Source organism: Pectobacterium araliae, from assembly GCF_037076465.1.
Lineage (GTDB): Bacteria > Pseudomonadota > Gammaproteobacteria > Enterobacterales > Enterobacteriaceae > Pectobacterium > Pectobacterium araliae.
Genome location: NZ_AP028908.1, coordinates 4,156,703 through 4,175,754, shown reverse-complemented (window position 1 = coordinate 4,175,754; position 19,052 = coordinate 4,156,703). Strand labels below are relative to the sequence as shown.

The 19,052-nt window shown below is 52.2% G+C and carries 14 protein-coding genes and 1 pseudogene; 12 read left to right on the top strand and 3 right to left on the bottom strand.

Going from position 1 to position 19,052, the window contains the following annotated elements; translation table 11 throughout:
• The first annotated feature begins 157 nt into the window (after positions 1-157).
• The 7 genes and pseudogenes from mreC to tssD form a co-directional block, all read left to right on the top strand.
• On the top strand, positions 158-1,141 hold the full coding sequence (gene mreC / locus AACH44_RS18945) for a rod shape-determining protein MreC (RefSeq protein ID WP_261850028.1): 984 nt from the start codon (positions 158-160) through the stop codon (positions 1,139-1,141).
• Positions 1,138-1,626, top strand: a complete 489-nt coding sequence (gene mreD, locus AACH44_RS18940; RefSeq protein WP_107170719.1) for a rod shape-determining protein MreD — start codon at positions 1,138-1,140, stop codon at positions 1,624-1,626. Before mreC ends, mreD begins: the two co-directional genes overlap by 4 nt.
• A gap of 8 nt (positions 1,627-1,634) precedes the next feature.
• The gene (locus AACH44_RS18935) at positions 1,635-2,228 is read left to right on the top strand and encodes a Maf family protein (protein ID WP_261850029.1); all 594 of its coding nucleotides are present in this window, start codon (positions 1,635-1,637) and stop codon (positions 2,226-2,228) included.
• Entirely contained in the window at positions 2,218-3,687 is a 1,470-nt protein-coding gene (gene rng / locus AACH44_RS18930) for a ribonuclease G (protein ID WP_261850030.1), read from the top strand. The genes AACH44_RS18935 and rng overlap by 11 nt, the downstream gene beginning before the upstream one ends.
• A gap of 41 nt (positions 3,688-3,728) precedes the next feature.
• A complete protein-coding gene (yhdP, locus tag AACH44_RS18925; RefSeq protein WP_261850031.1) occupies positions 3,729-7,559 on the top strand; it encodes an AsmA2 domain-containing protein YhdP in 3,831 nt (1,276 codons plus the stop codon).
• 56 nt (positions 7,560-7,615) lie between these two features.
• Positions 7,616-9,061, top strand: coding sequence for a metalloprotease TldD (gene tldD / locus AACH44_RS18920; protein WP_261850032.1), 1,446 nt, complete (start codon positions 7,616-7,618; stop codon positions 9,059-9,061).
• 289 nt (positions 9,062-9,350) lie between these two features.
• Positions 9,351-9,599, top strand: a pseudogene (gene tssD, locus AACH44_RS18915) (type VI secretion system tube protein TssD); the annotation flags it as partial.
• A 17-nt stretch (positions 9,600-9,616) separates the two neighbouring features.
• Here the strand turns inward: tssD and AACH44_RS18910 are convergent.
• Positions 9,617-10,648 carry an IS630 family transposase gene (locus AACH44_RS18910; protein ID WP_338659408.1) on the bottom strand — a complete coding sequence of 344 codons (1,032 nt, stop codon included), beginning with the start codon at positions 10,646-10,648 and terminating at the stop codon, positions 9,617-9,619.
• A 154-nt stretch (positions 10,649-10,802) separates the two neighbouring features.
• Between AACH44_RS18910 and AACH44_RS18905 the strand changes: the two genes are divergently transcribed.
• On the top strand, positions 10,803-11,837 hold the full coding sequence (locus AACH44_RS18905; protein WP_261850241.1) for an IS110 family transposase: 1,035 nt from the start codon (positions 10,803-10,805) through the stop codon (positions 11,835-11,837).
• Positions 11,838-12,092: 255 nt separating this feature from the next.
• On the opposite strand, the gene AACH44_RS18900 is transcribed toward AACH44_RS18905, so the two are convergent.
• Both AACH44_RS18900 and aaeR read right to left on the bottom strand, forming a co-directional pair.
• Positions 12,093-12,659: a hypothetical protein gene (locus AACH44_RS18900; protein ID WP_261849041.1), complete on the bottom strand. Its 567-nt coding sequence runs from the start codon at positions 12,657-12,659 to the stop codon at positions 12,093-12,095.
• A gap of 186 nt (positions 12,660-12,845) precedes the next feature.
• On the bottom strand, positions 12,846-13,802 hold the full coding sequence (gene aaeR / locus AACH44_RS18895) for an HTH-type transcriptional activator AaeR (protein ID WP_261849042.1): 957 nt from the start codon (positions 13,800-13,802) through the stop codon (positions 12,846-12,848).
• A 388-nt stretch (positions 13,803-14,190) separates the two neighbouring features.
• On the opposite strand from aaeR, the gene aaeX reads away from it, so the two are divergent.
• From aaeX to AACH44_RS18875, 4 genes are all read left to right on the top strand, one after another.
• Positions 14,191-14,394, top strand: coding sequence for a p-hydroxybenzoic acid efflux pump operon protein AaeX (gene aaeX / locus AACH44_RS18890; protein ID WP_005975424.1), 204 nt, complete (start codon positions 14,191-14,193; stop codon positions 14,392-14,394).
• A 7-nt stretch (positions 14,395-14,401) separates the two neighbouring features.
• On the top strand, positions 14,402-15,367 hold the full coding sequence (gene aaeA / locus AACH44_RS18885) for a p-hydroxybenzoic acid efflux pump subunit AaeA (RefSeq protein ID WP_261849043.1): 966 nt from the start codon (positions 14,402-14,404) through the stop codon (positions 15,365-15,367).
• Positions 15,368-15,378: 11 nt separating this feature from the next.
• Positions 15,379-17,367: a p-hydroxybenzoic acid efflux pump subunit AaeB gene (gene aaeB / locus AACH44_RS18880; RefSeq protein WP_261849137.1), complete on the top strand. Its 1,989-nt coding sequence runs from the start codon at positions 15,379-15,381 to the stop codon at positions 17,365-17,367.
• Positions 17,368-17,505: 138 nt separating this feature from the next.
• Positions 17,506-18,960: an NAD-dependent succinate-semialdehyde dehydrogenase gene (locus tag AACH44_RS18875; protein WP_261849044.1), complete on the top strand. Its 1,455-nt coding sequence runs from the start codon at positions 17,506-17,508 to the stop codon at positions 18,958-18,960.
• The last annotated feature ends 92 nt before the right edge of the window (positions 18,961-19,052 follow it).

The following is a 19,052-nucleotide window of genomic DNA, read 5'->3' as shown; positions in this document are numbered from 1 at the left end:
TGGAAAAAGGGGGGGACCGGATGGATGAACGCCTGCGTTTTTCATCTCTCGTGGTTACCCCTTTTTTATTTGCCTGTAGCCCTATGGGGCGCTGCTTTGTGACGTTAAAAATCGCCAGGAGCGATTTGAGGTTGCTGTCGAGGAATACGCAAACTTTATGAAGCCGCTTTTTAGCAGGGGACCTTCCCTGCAATTACGACTTTTTTTTACTGTCGTTACCGCGATTGTCGTGATCGTTGCGGACAGTCGGCTCGGTTCGTTCGCCAAAATCAGAACGTACATGGACACCGCCGTCAGCCCATTCTATTTTCTGGCAAATGGGCCGCGTCAGGCTCTGGACAACATGTCTGCCTCACTGGCAACTCGCGAGCAATTAGGCCTTGAAAATACCGCGCTGCGTCAGGAACTGTTGATGAAAAACAGTGACCTGTTGCTGTTAGGTCAACTCAAACAGGAAAATGCACGGCTACGCGAACTGCTGGGCTCGCCGCTGCGTCAGGATGAGCAGAAGATGGTCACGCAGGTGATGTCTACCGGAACTGATCCTTATAGCGATCAGGTGGTGATTGATAAAGGCCTGGCGAACGGCGTGTATGAAGGGCAACCGGTTATTAGTGATAAAGGCGTGGTGGGTCAGGTTGTGGCGGTTGGCCAATTTACCAGCCGGGTTTTATTGATTTGTGATGTTTCCCATGCGTTGCCGATTCAGGTGCTGCGCAATGATATCCGCGTGATTGCCGCTGGTAATGGTTGTACCGACGATCTGCAACTTGAGCACTTGCCTAATAATACCGATATCCGAGTGGGTGACGTGTTAGTCACATCGGGTCTGGGCGGGCGTTTCCCTGAAGGGTATCCCGTTGGTGTTGTGTCATCGGTCAAGGCTGATACGCAGCGAGCCTATACGATTATTCAGGCACGTCCGACGGCGGGGCTACAGCGCCTACGCTATCTATTGCTGCTGTGGGGCGTGGAAAATAACGCCAATACGTCGCTGCCGCCAGCGGAAGTGCATCGGGTTGCTAATGAACGCCTGATGCAGATGATGCCGCAGGTGTTACCTTCACCTGATGAAATGGGGCCGCCGCTTCCACCTGATATCGCTGCGCCCACTGCCGAGTCGCAGAGAGGTCGCCAATGAACCGTTATCGCAGACATGGCAATTGGATTATCTGGCTTTCTTTTCTGATCGCCATGGTGTTGCAGATTATGCCGTGGCCGGATGAAATCTACATGTTTCGCCCCTCTTGGCTGACGCTATTTCTTATTTACTGGGTGATGGCATTGCCGCATCGGGTAAATGTCGGCACAGGATTTATATTGGGTCTGATTATGGACCTGATTCTTGGATCTACACTGGGAGTACGGGCGCTGGCGTTGAGCATTGTTGCTTATCTGGTGGCCTTTAAATTTCAACTGTTCCGTAATATGGCGCTATGGCAGCAGGCATTAATCGTCATGCTACTGTCGCTGTTGATGGATCTCACGGTGTTCTGGGCGGAATTTTTAGTTATTAATGTCTCTTTCCGACCGGAAACGCTCTGGAACAGCGTCGTTGATGGGGTACTCTGGCCGTGGCTGTTCCTGCTGATGCGTAAAATTCGTCGTCAGTTTACTGTGCAATAAGGTGATTCATGACCCAGCTTTACCTGGCTTCCGCTTCTCCCCGTCGCCGCGAACTGCTCGCGCAGCTTGATATTCCTTTTTCTGTACTGAATGCGGCGGTGGAAGAACAGCGTTTACCGGAGGAAGCGGCGGACGTTTACGTTCGGCGTCTGGCGCATGAGAAAGCGGCCGCAGGCGTCGCGATTGCACCGTTAGATTTGCCCGTGCTGGGGGCAGATACCATCGTGGTGCTGAACGGACAGGTATTGGAAAAACCGCACGACGAAACCCATGCGGCAGAGATGCTGCGCAACCTGTCCGGGAAACAACACCAGGTGATGACGGCCGTCGCGCTGGCAGATAAAGACGATATTTTGAGCTGTCTGGTGATAACCGATGTTATCTTCCGTCCGCTCTCGCCGCAGGATATCGAACGATACATTGCCAGCGGTGAACCGATGGATAAAGCTGGGGCTTACGGTATTCAGGGCAAAGGTGGGTGCTTTGTCCGGTCGCTTAACGGGAGCTATTACGCGGTGGTTGGACTACCGTTGGTAGAAACTCACGAACTATTCAGTAATTTTGCTGCGTTGCGGAGTGCAAGAGGAAAACATGACTGCTGAGTTACTGGTAAACGTCACACCGTCAGAAACGCGCGTTGCCTATATCGACGGCGGCATTCTGCAAGAAATTCACATTGAGCGTGATGCGAAACGCGGAATTGTCGGTAACATTTATAAAGGCCGCGTGAGTCGCGTTCTGCCAGGTATGCAGGCGGCGTTTGTGGATATCGGTCTGGATAAAGCGGCGTTCCTGCACGCGTCCGATATTATGCCGCATACTGAATGCGTTGCTGGTGACGAACAGAAGAATTTTCACGTCCGTGATATCGCCGAACTGGTGCGTCAGGGGCAGGATCTCATGGTTCAGGTGGTTAAAGATCCGCTGGGAACCAAAGGCGCGCGTCTGACTACCGATATCACGCTGCCATCGCGCTATCTGGTGTTTATGCCTGGAGCCTCGCACGTTGGGGTGTCGCAGCGCATTGAGAGCGAAGCGGAACGCGAGCGCTTAAAGAAAACGGTGGCTGATTATTGTGATGATGATGGCGGTTTCATCATTCGCACCGCAGCGGAAGGGATCGGTGAAGAAGAGCTCTCGCAGGATGCCGCGTTCCTGAAGCGTCTGTGGGGCAAGGTGATGGAACGCAAAAAGCGCAACCAGACCAAATGTAAACTCTACGGCGAAGTGGCGCTCGCACAGCGAATTTTGCGTGATTTCGCCGGGGCAGCGTTGGATCGTATTCGAATTGACTCCCGACTGACGTATGAAGCGCTGCTGGAATTTACCTCCGAATATATCCCAGAGATGACCCGTAAACTTGAACACTATGCGGGCAAGCAGCCGATTTTTGACCTGTTTGATGTGGAAAATGAGATTCAGCGTTCGCTGGACCGAAAGGTTGAATTGAAGTCCGGTGGCTATTTGATCATCGACCAGACCGAAGCGATGACGACCGTCGACATCAATACGGGAGCATTCGTAGGTCACCGCAATCTGGATGAAACCATTTTCAATACCAATACGGAAGCGACGCAGGCGATAGCACGACAACTGCGGCTGCGTAACCTTGGCGGCATCATCATTATCGATTTCATCGATATGAATAACGAAGAGCACCGTCGACGAGTGCTGCATTCACTGGAGCAGGCGCTGAGTAAAGATCGGGTCAAAACCAGTATAAACGGCTTCTCTCAACTAGGATTAGTCGAGATGACGCGTAAACGCACGCGTGAGAGTATCGAACACGTGTTGTGTCATGAATGCCCGACGTGTCATGGTCGTGGCACGGTGAAGACGGTAGAAAGCGTCTGCTATGAAATCATGCGTGAAATTGTGCGCGTCCACCACGCTTATGACACCGACCGTTTCCTGGTCTATGCCTCACCGGCTGTCGGGGAAGCGCTGAGAAGTGAAGAATCGCACGCGTTAGCTGAGGTTGAAATTTTCGTTGGCAAGCAGGTCAAAGTACAAATCGAACCCCTGTATAGCCAGGAGCAGTTTGACGTCGTAATGATGTAAATTCGTGGGCTCGTCGTCGGCGACGAAAGAAGGAGAAATTAGTGAGGCGACTGCCCGGAATCGTAGTCATCACGGGTGCCACGCTTGTCGTGATGGTTGCGCTGTTAGTCAGCGGCTTAAGACTGGTGCTGCCACAGCTCGATCATTTTCGGCCACAGCTGGTGGCCTGGGCGCAGTCTGTTGCTGGCGTCCCGCTAGAAATTGGCTCAATGACGGGGCGTTGGGAGTCCTTTGGCCCTACGTTGGAAATTGAACAATTTCGTACGTCTCTGCCGGAGTCAGACTGGCAGGTTGCCCGCATTACGCTGGCACTAGATGTGTGGCAGTCGCTGTTGCACGGGCGCTGGCAGTTTCGCGATCTCACGTTTCATCAATTAAAACTCGATCTTAATAGCCAATTTAACGGACAAAAGCAGGATAGCAAACTGATGGAGTCAGGGAAGGTCAGCGATCTTTTCCTGCGCCAGTTTGACCACTTTGACCTGCGTGATAGCCAGATTACCTTTCTTACCCCCTCCGGTTCCCGTGCAGAGCTGAGTATTCCTCAACTGACTTGGTTGAACTCCGAAAAACGCCACCGTGCAGAAGGTTTGATCAGCCTGTCGAGCTTTAACGGCCAGCATGGTGTCGTGCAGATGCGTATGGATTTGCATGATGAGCGGGGGCTGCTTGGCAACGGCACGTTCTACCTGCAAGCGGACAATATCGACATGAAGCCCTGGCTCAGTCGCTGGATGAAAAACAATACTGGGCTGGAAAGTGCTGATTTTAGTCTGGCGGCGTGGCTCAACGTCCGTGATGGTGGCATCCACAGTGGTGATGTGCTCCTCAATCAGGGGACGGCAAGCTGGGGAGAAGGTAGCGATGCACATCGCCTGAATGTCGAGGACATGACGCTACATGTTAGTCGTCAGGAAAACGGCTGGCAGGTGGAGGTTCCTGAATTGAATTTGGCAACGGATGGCATCACCTGGCCGAAAGGTCGGCTCTCCGCACTCTGGCTGCCGAAAAATGAACACATGCTGGGACCCGATCGGCAGGAAGAACTCCGCATTCGAGCCAGCAATTTGGCGCTAGAGCGGGTAAGCACGCTGCTTCCACTGCTGTCCGCCACGACGCCAGCCTTGAAGGCGCGCTGGGCTGAACTGCACCCGACGGGCACGCTGAATACCGTTGCTGTCGATATCCCCCTGCAACAGCCGGAACGAAGCCGCTTTCACGCCAACTGGCAGGATGTGAGCTGGAAGCAGTGGAAACTGCTGCCGGGTGTCGATCATTTTTCCGGTTCTGCGCGCGGTAGCGCCGAGCGTGGTCAAGTCAGCATCGCGTTAAAACAGAGCATGCTGCCCTATGTGGATATGTTCCGCGCACCGCTGGAAATCAAGCAGGCCAGCGGCACGATTGACTGGCGTGACGACGCACAGGGTCTGGCGTTCTGGAGCCATGGGCTGGATGTGCAGGCGAAATCACTGTGGGCTAATGGTGATTTCCGCTATGAACAGCCAGCCAAACAAGAACCGAAGCTGGATATTCTGGCAGGCATCCGGCTGACCGATGCATCGGATACCTGGCGCTATTATCCCGAACGGTTTATGGGCACCGAACTGGTGGACTATCTGAGCGGTGCGCTGAAGGGGGGGCGTGTCGATAACGCGACGCTGATCTTTGCCGGCAATCCGCAGCATTTTCCGTATACCCACAACGAAGGCCAGTTTGAAGTCTGGGTTCCGGTTAAAGAGGCCACCTTTGAGTTTCAGCCGGGCTGGCCCGCGCTGACGCCACTGGATATCAATCTGGATTTTGCTAACAACGGTCTGTGGATGTTTGCGCCGCAAATCTGGCTGGGCAAGGTAGCAGGTAAAAATATTAGTGCGGTCATTCCCGATTATGAAAAAGAGATGCTGCTCATTGATGGCGAACTGGACGGTTCGGGGCCTGAAGTGGGGAACTATTTTCATCAGACGCCGCTGAAATCCTCGCTGGGTACGGCGCTAGACGAGTTGAACATTGGCGGGCCGGTGAAAGGTACGTTGCATCTGGATATTCCGCTTGTTGGTGATGACGTCCGCGCCAGTGGTGATATTGCGCTGAACAATAACAGCCTGTATATCAAACCGCTGGATACCACGATTAAGAATCTCACGGGTAAGTTCCGCTATGAAAACGGTAACTTACGCAGTGAAACGCTCCAGGCGAACTGGATGAATCAGCCGATGACCGTCAACTTCACAACAGAAGAGCAAGCGAAGGCTTTTCTGGTGAATGTGGGCCTGCAGGGTGACTGGCAGCCTGCGCTCTTGCCCGGTTTACCGGCATCGGTAAGCAAAGCGCTGTCCGGCACGGCAGGCTGGAAGAGTACGGTTGCTGTCAACCTGCCGCACTCGGGTAAAACAACCTATCATATTGATGTACAATCTGATTTAAATAAAGTGAGTAGTCACTTACCTAACCCGCTCAATAAACCTGCTGGCGAGAGCCTGCCGCTGGAAGTCAACGCCAGCGGTGGCCTGAATGGTTTTACTATGCAGGGACGGCTGGGTAAGGATAACCGCTTCAATAGCCAATGGCTGCTGAAAGGCGATAACGTGACGTTGGCACGGGCAAGCTGGCAGAACGGGGCAACGGCGGCGCCTGCATTGCCAGGGGATTCCTCGCTGGTGCTCGATCTTCCGCCGCTGGATGCTGAAAGCTGGCTGGGGCTTCTGCCTTCACTGCGTGCTTCGACACCAGCTGAAGGGAAAAAGGCACATAGTTCCCTGCGTTTTCCTGAAGTAGTGACGCTGCGGACGCCTGAGCTGCAACTGTTGGGACAGCAGTGGCACGATCTGGAAATCACGCGTAAAAATACGCTTGGCGGCAGTGAAGTGCGGGCGAAAGGACGCGAAATTGACGGAACGGTTGCGATTCCCAATCGCGGCATGTGGCGCAGCGACATCAATTATCTCTACTACAATCCTCAGTGGAAAGGGAATGAAGCGACCAATCCGGTGGCTCTGGCGGAGAAAAAATCGCCGCTGAACGACCCGAATATCAGCTTTGAAGACTGGCCGTCGCTGGCGGTTAACTGCCGCCAGTGCTGGATTATCGGGCAGAATATGGGACGTATTCAGGGAACGCTGCTGCCAGAAAAGGAAAAATTAACGCTGACGGACGGCATTATTGATACGGGCAAGGCGCGTCTGACAGTAAACGGCTCCTGGCAGGAAAACGCAGAAGGCGTGCGGACGGCGCTAAAAGGCCGTCTGACGGGGGAGAGTTTGGAGCAGAATGCCAACTGGTTTGGCGTTGATTCACCGCTGAAAGCCGGTTCTTTCGATGTGGACTACGATCTGTACTGGCGCGGTACGCCTTGGGCACCGGATATTGCCAGCCTGAGCGGAATATTGCACACGCGCATCGGTAAAGGTGAAATTGCCGAAGTCGGTGCCGGTCAGGCCGGGCAACTGCTGCGTTTATTGAGCTTCGATGCGCTGATGCGTAAGCTGCGGTTTGATTTTAGCGATACGTTTGGTCGGGGGTTTTATTTCGACTCGATTCGCAGTACCGCATGGATTAAAGACGGCGTGCTGCATACTGATGATATGTTGGTCGACGGTTTGGAGGCCGATATCGCGATAAAAGGCGATCTCGATCTTGCTAAGCGACAGGTCAATATGGAAGCGGTTATCGCCCCAGAAATTTCCGCGACGGTGGGGGTGGCGACCGCATTTGCCGTTAACCCGGTTGTCGGGGCCGCGGTGTTTGCTGCCAGTAAAGTGCTGGCACCGCTATGGAACAAGATTTCGCTGATTCGCTACCAGATTTCCGGTAGCCTCGATCAGCCAAAGATTCAGGAAGTGCTGCGTGAGCCGAACAAGAAGAAAGGCGAATAATGCCATTAGGGCAGCGCAGCGTACTCAGCCGATTATCTGATAAAGAGTGAAAAACTATGAGCCTTTCGTTTGTTAGTGAGCAGTTACTCACCGCCAGCAAATTGAATCTTGACGATCTCGCCGCTGTGCTGGGGTCGCTTAATGAACGCCGGCTGGACTATGCCGATCTCTATTTCCAATCCAGCTACCATGAATCTTGGGTACTGGAAGATCGCATTATCAAAGACGGGTCTTACAATATCGATCAGGGTGTGGGTATCCGTGCGATTGACGGTGAAAAGACCGGGTTTGCGTATGCCGACCAGATCACGTTGAACGCATTGCACCAGAGTGCGCAGGCAGCACGCAGCATTGTGCGGGAACAGGGTACAGGCACGGCGCACACGTTGGGAGCGGTATCGCATCATGCGCTTTATCCAACGTTGAACCCGCTGGATAGCCTGACGCGTGAGGATAAAATTGCGCTGTTGCAGCGTGCCGACACGGTCGCGCGTGCCGCAGATGCGCGCGTGCAGGAAGTGTCAGCCAGCCTGACCGGTGTGTATGAGCTGGTGCTGGTGGCGGCGACGGACGGTACGCTGGCGGCGGATGTGCGACCGTTAGTGCGTTTGTCGATCAGCGTGTTGGTCGAAGCCGAGGGCAAACGTGAACGCGGCTCCAGCGGCGGCGGCCTGCGTGGCGGCTATGACTATTTCTGGGAAGTGGCTGACGGCGAAGCGCGCGTCGATGCCTGGGCAAAAGAAGCCGTGCGTATGGCGCTGGTTAACCTGTCGGCGGTGGCGGCACCTGCGGGGCCAATGCCTGTAGTGCTTGGTGCTGGCTGGCCGGGCGTGTTGCTGCATGAAGCGGTAGGACACGGTCTGGAAGGCGATTTTAACCGTCGCGGTACGTCAGTGTTCAGCGGACAGATGGGGAAACTCGTTGCGTCAGAGCTGTGCACGGTGGTGGATGACGGCACGCTGACCGGACGTCGCGGTTCAGTTTCGATGGACGATGAAGGCGTTCCGGGGCAATACAATGTCCTGATCGAAAACGGGATTCTGAAAGGCTATATGCAGGACAAGATGAATGCTCGTCTGATGGGCGTTGCGCCAACGGGCAACGGTCGCCGCGAATCTTATGCGCATCTGCCGATGCCGCGCATGACGAACACCTACATGCTGGCTGGGAAATCCACGCCGGAAGAGATTATCTCCAGCGTTGAATACGGTCTGTATACGCCAAACTTTGGCGGCGGCCAGGTCGATATCACTTCTGGCAAATTCGTCTTCTCGACATCTGAAGCATACCTGATCGAAAAAGGCCGTATCACCACGCCGGTTAAAGGCGCAACGCTGATTGGCTCCGGCATTGAAGCGATGCAGCAGATCTCGATGGTCGGCAACGATCTGGCGCTGGATAACGGCGTCGGCGTGTGCGGTAAAGAAGGGCAAAGCCTGCCCGTCGGCGTGGGTCAGCCTACGCTGAAGCTGGAAAGCCTGACCGTCGGCGGCACTGCGTAATTCGTTCTGATATCCTGAGTTACCTTTAAGACCGCGCTTCATGAGCGCGGCTGAAACGTCTGAATCGTGGCAGTTTAGTCATTCAAAGGCAAAATTGTTTATAATTGATTGAATTAAATCTATTTTATGTTTTTGGCGGATACGCTGCAAGTAAGTGATTGGGGTGAGCAAGGGCGGCCAACGCATAAGCAGCTTTAAGTATGAGAGGTATAGACGTTAATTAACTTGGTCTTAGAGATTTTTAACGTAACTATAGTTACAAGTAAAATAACATCTTAAAAGGATTTTTATGGTAAATATAATTTACGCGACTGTTAATGGTAAAAAACAGGGACTTATTTCTGCTGGATGTTCAACTTTTAGCTCTATTGGTAATAAGTATCAAAATGGCCATGAAGATCAAATAATGGTATTGGCTTTTGAACATGGAATAACAAGAGACCATAATGTTTCTCATGGGCCTATATCATTTGTCAAACCAATAGACAAGTCGTCTCCACTATTTGGAATGGCTATATCTGATAATGAATATCTAAATAGCTTTTCATAATACTGCTACACCCTTGCCTTTCCCGGTGCATTTCCAGGGAAAGGCGAAGCAGCCTCCATGAACTGGGCTACGTTCTGCAATAACTGCCACATGTAATGACAGTGATGATTTCGTGTTACCGTTTCATGCAACTTATGCCAGAGCCCTTCTATTCTGTTCAGCCAGGGCGAGTAAGTCGGCAAAAACAGCAGGTTGAACTTCGGATTCACTGCCAGCCAGCGCTGGGTTTCCTTACTTTTATGAATGATGTAGTTATCTACTATCAGTGTGATAATGCTGGCGTGCCGGTATGTGCGTTTCAGTTTAACCAACAGATTTATAAACAATTTTGATGTCTTCTTTATTCCGCCTATATAGGTCACCTTTCCTGTGTCCGCGTGCAGTGCGCCAGCCAGATAATGTTTCTGATTCTGGCCCGGCGTCACTATCCGTTTTTGGTTACCTTTCTGGCTCCAGTCAGCGCCGATTTTCGGGTTGAGGGCAATATCAACCTCATCCTGATAAAACACGGGATGTTCCGAACTGTTGACAGCCAGCGCGGCCTGAATAGCGGTCATTTTTTCATCGTAATCTGGGTCGGAGAGCTTCAGTGTGGGGGCAGCCCGACGCCAGACAAGACCGGCCATCTTAACCCAGCGATACAGGGTACTTCGTGAGGCATTAATGTTGAAAAAACCATTTATCTCCATGGTCAGCAATTCCAGACTCCAGCGCGAGCGTAGCCATCCGACATCCTGTGGCGAGTAATCAACCAGATGAGATAGCAGCGGCAATACAGGCTCTGGCGACCATTTCGGCGGTCGTCCTGCGGGTCGGCTTTCCAGTCCTTCGGCGCCACTTTGGGTAAACCAGTTTATCCAGCGTCCGACGGTGGAACGAGCAGCCTGAAGGTGTTTAGCCACATCGGAAACGGAGATGCCATCATCAAGCATTAGTAGAGCGGCAAGCCTGCGATAATGGTTCTTGTCGCGTGTCGTCTGCATGGTTTTCTGCATCAATTGACGCTCGTCGGGTTGGATAGGTGTTATGATCGGCATGACTCAGTCCGGTTGGTGATTTGGGATATTCAGCGATTGATCAGATCGCTCAACTTGGACTGAGTTCCCCCCCAAGTGATGTGATGGACGTCCCTCCTCAACATAATCCTGCCACACTTATGTTGAGCCGTCCCATTTATAGAGGAACAACATCATGAACACGATAAAAGTCGTCGGTATCGATCTGGCTAAATCCGTTTTTCAGCTTTGTGTCTGGATGAATGATGGGACCGTTGCCTGGAATCGAAAAGTTTCTCGCAGCAAGCTGTTAGATACTGTTCGTCAATTCCCGCCGGATACACTTATCGCAATGGAAGCTTGTGCAACCTCGCATTACTGGGGGCGGACTTTCCAATCCATGGGATACGCCATCCGGCTCATTCCAACCCAACATGTAAAGGCGTTAACTCGTCATCAGAAAAATGATGCCAATGATGCTCTAGCAATATGTGAGACGGCATTTCGTCCGGGGATTCACTTTGTTGCTGTAAAAACTCTTGAGCAGCAAGATATCAAAGCGCTGCGTTGTGCCCGTCAGTTGATGGTCGAACAGCGCACCGCCGCCGCCAATCAAATTCGTGCTCTGGCCGCTGAGCAGGGCTTCGAGTTCCCGGTTGGGATACACACTTTGCAACAGCGATTACCCGATTTGATTGAAGATGCGGAAAAGCCTGTGTCTCCGGTATTACGCCATTTGCTTTCCACTTTATTGGAAAACATCCACACACTGAATGAATATATTCGTTCAACAGAATATGAAATCGCAGCATTGTGTCAACAGCAACCCCGGTATCGAGCACTGATGACTATACCGGGTGTTGGCCCGCTCATCGCCGCCGCTTTTTTAAGTGAGGTTGATGCAGAACAATTTGCTAACGGAAGACAACTTTCCGCCTGGTGTGGTCTGGTTCCCCGGCAACATAGTTCCGGCGGGAAACACATCCTCACTTCGATGACTAAAAATGGTAACTGCGACCTTCGGACACTCATCATTCATGGAGCCAGAGCGGTCATGCGCTGTGCCCAAAAGCGGGATGACCGTCTTGGAAGATGGCTTAATCATGTCACTGAGCGACGGGGAAAAATGAAAGCCACCGTGGCGCTGGCAAATAAGTTAACACGTATTGTCTGGCGGTTGCTGTCTGAACCGGTTGATTTCAATATGGATAAGGCATTTGCGATGAAGTAATGATTTAGTTCGGCACAAAGTAAAAGATTTCCTGAGTTTGCAGGCACTGATGAGAAAACGGTAAACCAACCCTGTAATAACCTGAAGTAGATCCAGGTAGAAAATACCGGTCAAGTGATAAGGAAACAGGGTGCGGATGACATCATGGCGCGGGAAAATTTTCCCAAAAAGACGCCGGATATATGACAGCAAACCGTATCACGTCAGTACTTGTACGCCACGGGACGTCCATATATGATCTATTATTTCGGAAAGCTATTTAGATGCGGCTATTATTAATTGCTCATCGCTTATGTTTAACGTATCTTTTATGTTAGGATTGTCAAAAATTATTAATGATTTAAGATGTTTGGCAACAATGTTAATGTTAAAATCATCATCTAATAAGCAATTGGATAATTGAAGTTGTTGTGTTGTTGATAATTTAGATGGGTCAATCCCGAGTGTTTCTGCTGCTGCTCTTAATTGAATAGCTAAACTACCGACAGAAGTTCTATTCGATATGGTGTTTCCGCTATTATTGAAATAATCTCTAATCTGATAGTATTGTAAAACCCCATATGCTTTAAATCTTTCCGGTGTTCCCGCTACTTCAGAGACAGCAACTCCAGCCAATAGTAACACTGGTATTTTTTCACGATGAGCATGGCTAATTATCTTATCCTTATTATACTGAAGATATGCGGCTTTATATGCCCACAACCTAGGATTACCAGTGACATATCTTTCATCATCAGGAAATAAATACCATAATCCAGCATCAATAAAATTCCATTTTGGGAATGTTGATGTTGAGTTTATATCGCAAAACATATTTTTCATTCAACTATCCTTGTTTATGTGTACAGGGAATATTTATTATGCCACGAAGTGATCGAAAAACAATCTTGATATACCCGTAGTCATTAAGGTTAAAGCCTGCCTGTCGGCGTGGGTCAGCCTACGCTGAAGCTGGAAAGCCTGACCGTCGGCGGCACTGCGTAATTCGTTCTGTACCCTGAGTTCCCTTCAGAACCGCGCTTTATTCGCGCGGTTTTTTTCCTCGCTATAATTCTGCCGATAGCCCTGATATGTCAGGGCGACGTTTTTGAAGTATTCCGTCATGTAGTTAATACAGACCTGTACTTTCAGCGGTAGGTTGTCTTTGCGGGTGTAGAGCGCGTAGACCGGACGCGGATCGGAGTGGTAGCGGTTGAACAAAATCTCGATTTCGCCGCGATTGATTTCGTCCACAATCCACATAAGCGGAATGTACGCGATGCCCGCTCCGGCCTTGAGCCAGCGCACCAGCGTTTGCGGGTCGTTAGTGACAAAACGCCCTTGTGGCGTGACGCGGGTCGAAATACCTTCTGGCGCGATCAGCTCAAATTCGCTGTCGGGTCTTACGCTGTATTCCAACCAGGAAAAATTCACCATATCGGCTGGTTTATCCGGTATGCCGTGCTGCGCCAGATAGCTTTTCGCGGCACAGATTACCATCGGCATCGAGCCTAAGCGTTTCGAAAACAGACTAGAATCCTGTAGTGGACCGACGCGGATAACGATATCCAGTCCGTCGGCAATCAGGTCGGGAGCGGGAATTCCGGTGACCAAATTGACGGATAGACCGGGGTATTCCTTTAGCATCGCGGCAGTCATGGTGGACAACACATTCTGCGCCATGGTAGACGAGCTACCAATGCGCAACGTGCCGGTTGGCGTGTTGTTGAAGGCGTAAAGCTGTTCATGAACTTCATGCGCTTCATGCAGCATGCGGCGGCAGCCGTGATAGTAAATTTTCCCCGCTTCCGTCAAACCAATGCTGCGCGTACTGCGGTTAAGTAGTTTAATCTGTAGTTCATCTTCAAGCTTGGTGACAGTCTGGCTGACGGCGGATACGCTCATCTGCAACTGGCGAGCGGCGGCGGTAAAAGAACCAAATTCCACCACGCGGGCAAACACTGACATACTCTTTAGTCTTTCCATTATTCACTCTGGCTTAAAAGTGATTTAGATCACACTATGTAGATAAGGTGATAATTAGCATCCATAATATAGCCTATCCGGTGGTGCCGGGTGGAACATTGTCCGCCATCGTTCAAGTGACAGCGTTGCTTGACGGTGAAAGCGGGCAGGCATAGTCCTTACGGGCGTCCATGATTTCCTATCGTTAGTCAGTCTCTGATTACATCGCTATTCACTAGTTTAACGCTATTTCATCCGTTGGCTGTTCGCCTTTGGGACTCGGCATTGTTGTCGTATTTCGTATTGGCAACGAGCGCTGTCTGCGTTGAATGGCGGCACCACTCAATTGATTTAACGCTCGGTAGCACACCTGCTCGCTACCGCGACCTACGAGAAAAAGGAAAAGAGGATGAGTTCACTCCCGGTTATGGTGCTGTTCGGGCTGTCATTTCCCCCCGTATTTTTTGTCTTGCTGGTATCGCTGACCCTGTTTTTTGTCGTGAATCGCCTACTGCAACCGACGGGGATCTATGACTTCGTCTGGCACCCTGCGCTGTTTAACAGCGCGCTGTTCTGCTGTCTGTTTTATTTACTGTTCCGTTACGGTCTGTGAGGTGTCTGTGAAAGCGTTCTTTTTACCCTTGTTTAGACAACAGGCCGTGCTGATCAAAAAAATGAGCCGTGTGGTCATCACGCTGGTGATTGTGCTGTGTGCGATTGTGGCCATTTTTCGTGTCTGGGCGTTTTATACCGAATCGCCCTGGACGCGTGATGCCAAATTTACCGCGGATGTCGTGGCGATTGCGCCAGACGTCAGCGGATTGCTGACCGATGTTCGCGTCACGGACAATCAACTGGTAAATAAAGGTGATGTGCTGTTTGTCATCGATCAGCCGCGTTACCACCAGGCCGTGGCGCAGGCGGAAGCCGATGTTGCTTACTATCAGGCGCTGGTGACGGAAAAACGCCGGGAGTCAGGGCGTCGGGCACGGCTGGGCGTTAGCGCGATGTCGCAGGAAAATATCGATCAGTCCAGTAATGCGTTAGAAACCGCCACGCACCAGCTTGCTAAAGCACAAGCGGTATTATCGCTGGCGAAGCTGGAGCTGGAGCGCACCGTGGTACGCGCCCCTGCCGATGGCTGGGTCACTAACCTTCATGTGCAAAGCGGTGAGTTTATCGAACGCGGTAATACGGCGGTGGCGCTGGTGAAAAAGGATTCGTTTTACCTGCTGGCGTACATGGAAGAGACCAAACTTGAAGGTGTTCGCCGTGGTTATCGTGCGGAAATCACCCCGTTGGGTAGCGAAAAGATATTCTACGGCACGGTGGATAGCGTGGCGGCTGGGGTCAATAACAGCAGCAACAGTGCGAACACGAAAGGCCTGGCTAACGTGGATTCCAATCTGGAGTGGGTGCGTTTGGCGCAGCGTGTGCCGGTAAAAATCCGTCTCGATCGACAAATGGGCGATCTCTATCCGGCTGGCACGACGGCGACCGTGGTGATTACCGGCGAGCAGGTCAACAACGACAAAAAACCGTCGCCGCTCATTCGTCTGCTTTATCGCCTGCGTGAGTTTGGCTAAGTGAGGCGATGATGAAAACCCCGTCGTTGACAGTATCCAGATTCTATGCGACACCGAAGTTTGCGCGTTTTCGCTTCGCTTTCAAGCTGAGCTTCGCGATTGTGCTATCCCTGTTTCTGGGTTTCCACCTCCAGTTGGAAACCCCGCGCTGGTCGGTGCTGACGGCGGCAATTGTTGCCGCCGGTCCAGCCTTTGCCGCAGGTGGTGAACCGTTTTCCGGTGCAATTCGCCATCGTGGTATTCTTCGCATCATCGGCACGTTTATCGGCTGTATCGGTGCACTTATTATCATTATCGCCACCGTTCGTGCGCCCGTCGTGATGTTGATGCTGTGCTGTATTTGGGCAGGCCTCTGCACCTGGGTTTCCTCGCTGGTTAAAGTCGAAAACGCCTATATCTTCGGGCTGGCAGGTTATACCGCGCTGATTATTATTGTATCAACACAGGGAACGCCGCTGCTGACGCCGCAGTTTGCCGTGGAGCGCTGTAGCGAGATTGTGCTGGGCATCGTCTGTGCCATTCTGGCAGATTTACTGTTTTCGCCACGCTCGATCAAGCAGGATGTTGACCGCAGCATCGGTGAACTGCTGGTGGATCAGTATCGGCTACTGCAACTCAGCATGAGCGGGGCGGAGAAAGAAGCGATAGATACGGCATGGCATGCGTTGGTGCGTAAAACGACCGCGCTAAACGGCATGCGCAGTAGCCTGATGCTGGAGTCTTCACGCTGGCAGAACAGCAATCGCCGCTTAACATCGCTGCATACGCAATCACTCACGATGATCACACAGGCGTGTGAAACCTACCTGATGTTGCAGGATGTCCCGACCCCGGTAAAAAGCAGCCTGAAACTGGTGTTGGATCAGCCCGTTGAGTCATCCCACGCTGTGCATTGTCGTGTGAAAGCATTACGCCATCTGATTGCGGCGGATAGCCGCGATGTGCCGCCTACGTTGGTCAGTTGGGTTGGAGCGGCAACGCGCTATCTGCTGCTGGCGAAGGGCGTGCGGACCAACGGGCGTATCACGGCGATTGAAGCTGATGTGCTGAACAGCGATGTTGAAATTAAAGCGCCTTCAGCTGAAACCCACCATGCCATGATTAACGGCTTACGTACTGGCGTGGCGACGGCGCTGGGCTGCCTGTTCTGGCTGAGCACTGGCTGGACTTCCGGCAGTGTGTGTATGGTGATGATTGCGGTGGTGACATCGCTTGCCATGCGTTTGCCGAATCCACAGATGATGGCGAAGGATTTTCTGTTTGGGACGATCTACGCGCTGCCGCTGGGAGCGCTGATGTTCATGTTTATTATGCCGTCAACGCAGCAAAGTATGCTGCTGCTGTGCCTGAGTCTGGGGGCGATGGCTTTCTTCCTTGGGATTGAGGTACAAAAACGTCGGCTGGGTTCGCTGGGCGCATTAGCCAGCACGATCAATATTCTGGTACTGGATAACCCGATGACGTTCCACATCAGTCAGTTTCTGGACAGCGCGATTGGCCAGATCATCGGCTGTTTTCTGGCGCTGATGGTGATCCTGCTGATCCGGGATAACACCAAGGCACATACGGGGAGAACGCTGTTGAACCGCTTTGTGTATGGTGCCGTCTCGGCGCTGACGACCAATACCGCGCGGCGAAAAGAAAATCACCTGCCAGCGCTGTATCAACAGCTGTTCCTGCTGCTGAGCCGTTTCCCTGACGACATTGCCAAGTATCGCCTTGCGCTGTGGCTGATCATCATGCACCAACGTTTGAGAACGTTGGATATTCCGCAAAACGCGGCGCTGTCTGCTTTTCATCGTCAGATTCGTGCAACCGCGGAGCAGGTAATTTCAGCCCGACGTGATACCACGCGCAGCCGCTATTTCACGCAGCTGTTGGATGAGCTTGAACGTTATCAACAGATGCTGACAGAACAGCAACTTCCTCCGAGCGTGACGGCGCCTGTCGGGCGACTAACCGGGATTCTGCGTGATTATCAGCATGCGCTGAGCAACTAGCCTTAGTGGGCGAGACGGTGCGATAACACTAACGATTAATCCGAGAGTGCCGCAGGCGGTGCCCATCCCTTCTATACTGAATTATCCATAGCTTCCCTCATAACGTCATGGAATATGACCTTTTCAGGAGGTAACACGATGTCAGGACAAAATTTGCAGAATCATGAACTGTTTAAAATCGGCTACTTTGCTGCGGGAAAATGGCAGCAGGGCGGAGCCACCTTCGAGGTTGTGAATCCGGCGACGGGTGAGTCGATTGCCAGCGTGGCGAAAGCGGGAAAGAAAGAGACGCAGGCGGCGATTGACGCCGCCTATGCCGCCTTTCCTGGCTGGAAGCGTAAAACCGCGAAGGAACGGTCTGAAATTCTGTATCGCTGGTACGAACTGATTCTGGAAAATAAACGCTATCTGGCGGAGCTGATGACCGCCGAGCAGGGCAAGCCAGTGCAGGAAGCTGAAGGCGAAGTGGTTTACGCGGCGAATTTTATTCAGTGGTTTGCTGAGCAGGGAAAACGGGCTAACGGTGAGATTATTCCGCCTGCGAAACTCGGATCGAAGATTTACGCCACGCGTGAACCCGTTGGCGTCGTTGTTGCTATTACACCGTGGAATTTCCCGCTGGCGATGCTGACGCGTAAGCTGGGGCCGGCGCTAGCTGCGGGATGTACTGGCGTCATCAAACCCGCGAACAACACGCCGCTGTCTGCGTTTGCGCTGTTGGCGCTGGCACAGCAGGCGGGTGTGCCGGATGGCGTGCTCAACGGTGTGGCGGGTGACACGCAGGCGATTAGCGATACGGTCATGGCGAGCGATAAAGTGCGCAAAATTTCCTTCACGGGTTCGACAGAAGTAGGGAAAACGCTGGTGCGCAACGCCGCAGATACCATGAAGAAAGTGTCGATGGAGCTGGGCGGCAACGCGCCTTATATCGTGTTTGATGACGCGGATATCCAGGCCGCAGTGAAAGGTGCGATAACTAACCGCTTCCGCAATGCGGGTCAGGTTTGTGTCAGTGCCAACCGGTTTTATATTCAAGATGGCGTCTACGATGAGTTTGTCTCTCTGCTCGCGGAAGAAGTGAAGAAGCTGAAGGTCGGCAACGGGATGGATGACGGTGTCGTACTCGGTCCGCTGATTGACGATGCTGCCGTTGAGAAGGTGGAAAAGCACGTCAATGACGCGGTGGAAAAGGGAGGCAAGGCGCTTGTTGGTGGTAAACGGCACAAGCTGGGCCACAGCTTCTTTGAGCCGACAGTGATTGTTGATGCCAACGAAGCGATGCTGCTGGCGCAGGAAGAAACCTTTGGTCCGGTTGCTCCCTGTTTCCGTTTCAAAACGGAAGAAGAGGTGATTCATCGCGCCAACAATACGCCGTTTGGTCTGGCGGCGTACTTCTACAGCCAGAATTTGCAGCGTGTGTTCCGCGTAGCAGAAGCGTTGGAGAGCGGCATGATTGGCATTAACGAATGCGCGGTTTCAACTGAATTAGCCCCCTTCGGCGGCGTGAAAGAGTCAGGATTAGGCCGCGAAGGCTCTGTTTTGGGGCTGGATGAGTTTCTGGAAGTGAAAACCTGGCATCTGGGCGGGTTGTAATCTGGGATGCTGTCGCGATCGGAATGGATCGTGAGCTCAACGAGCTACCGATAATACATGGGATGAGTGAGACATACTTCTCATCCCATGAT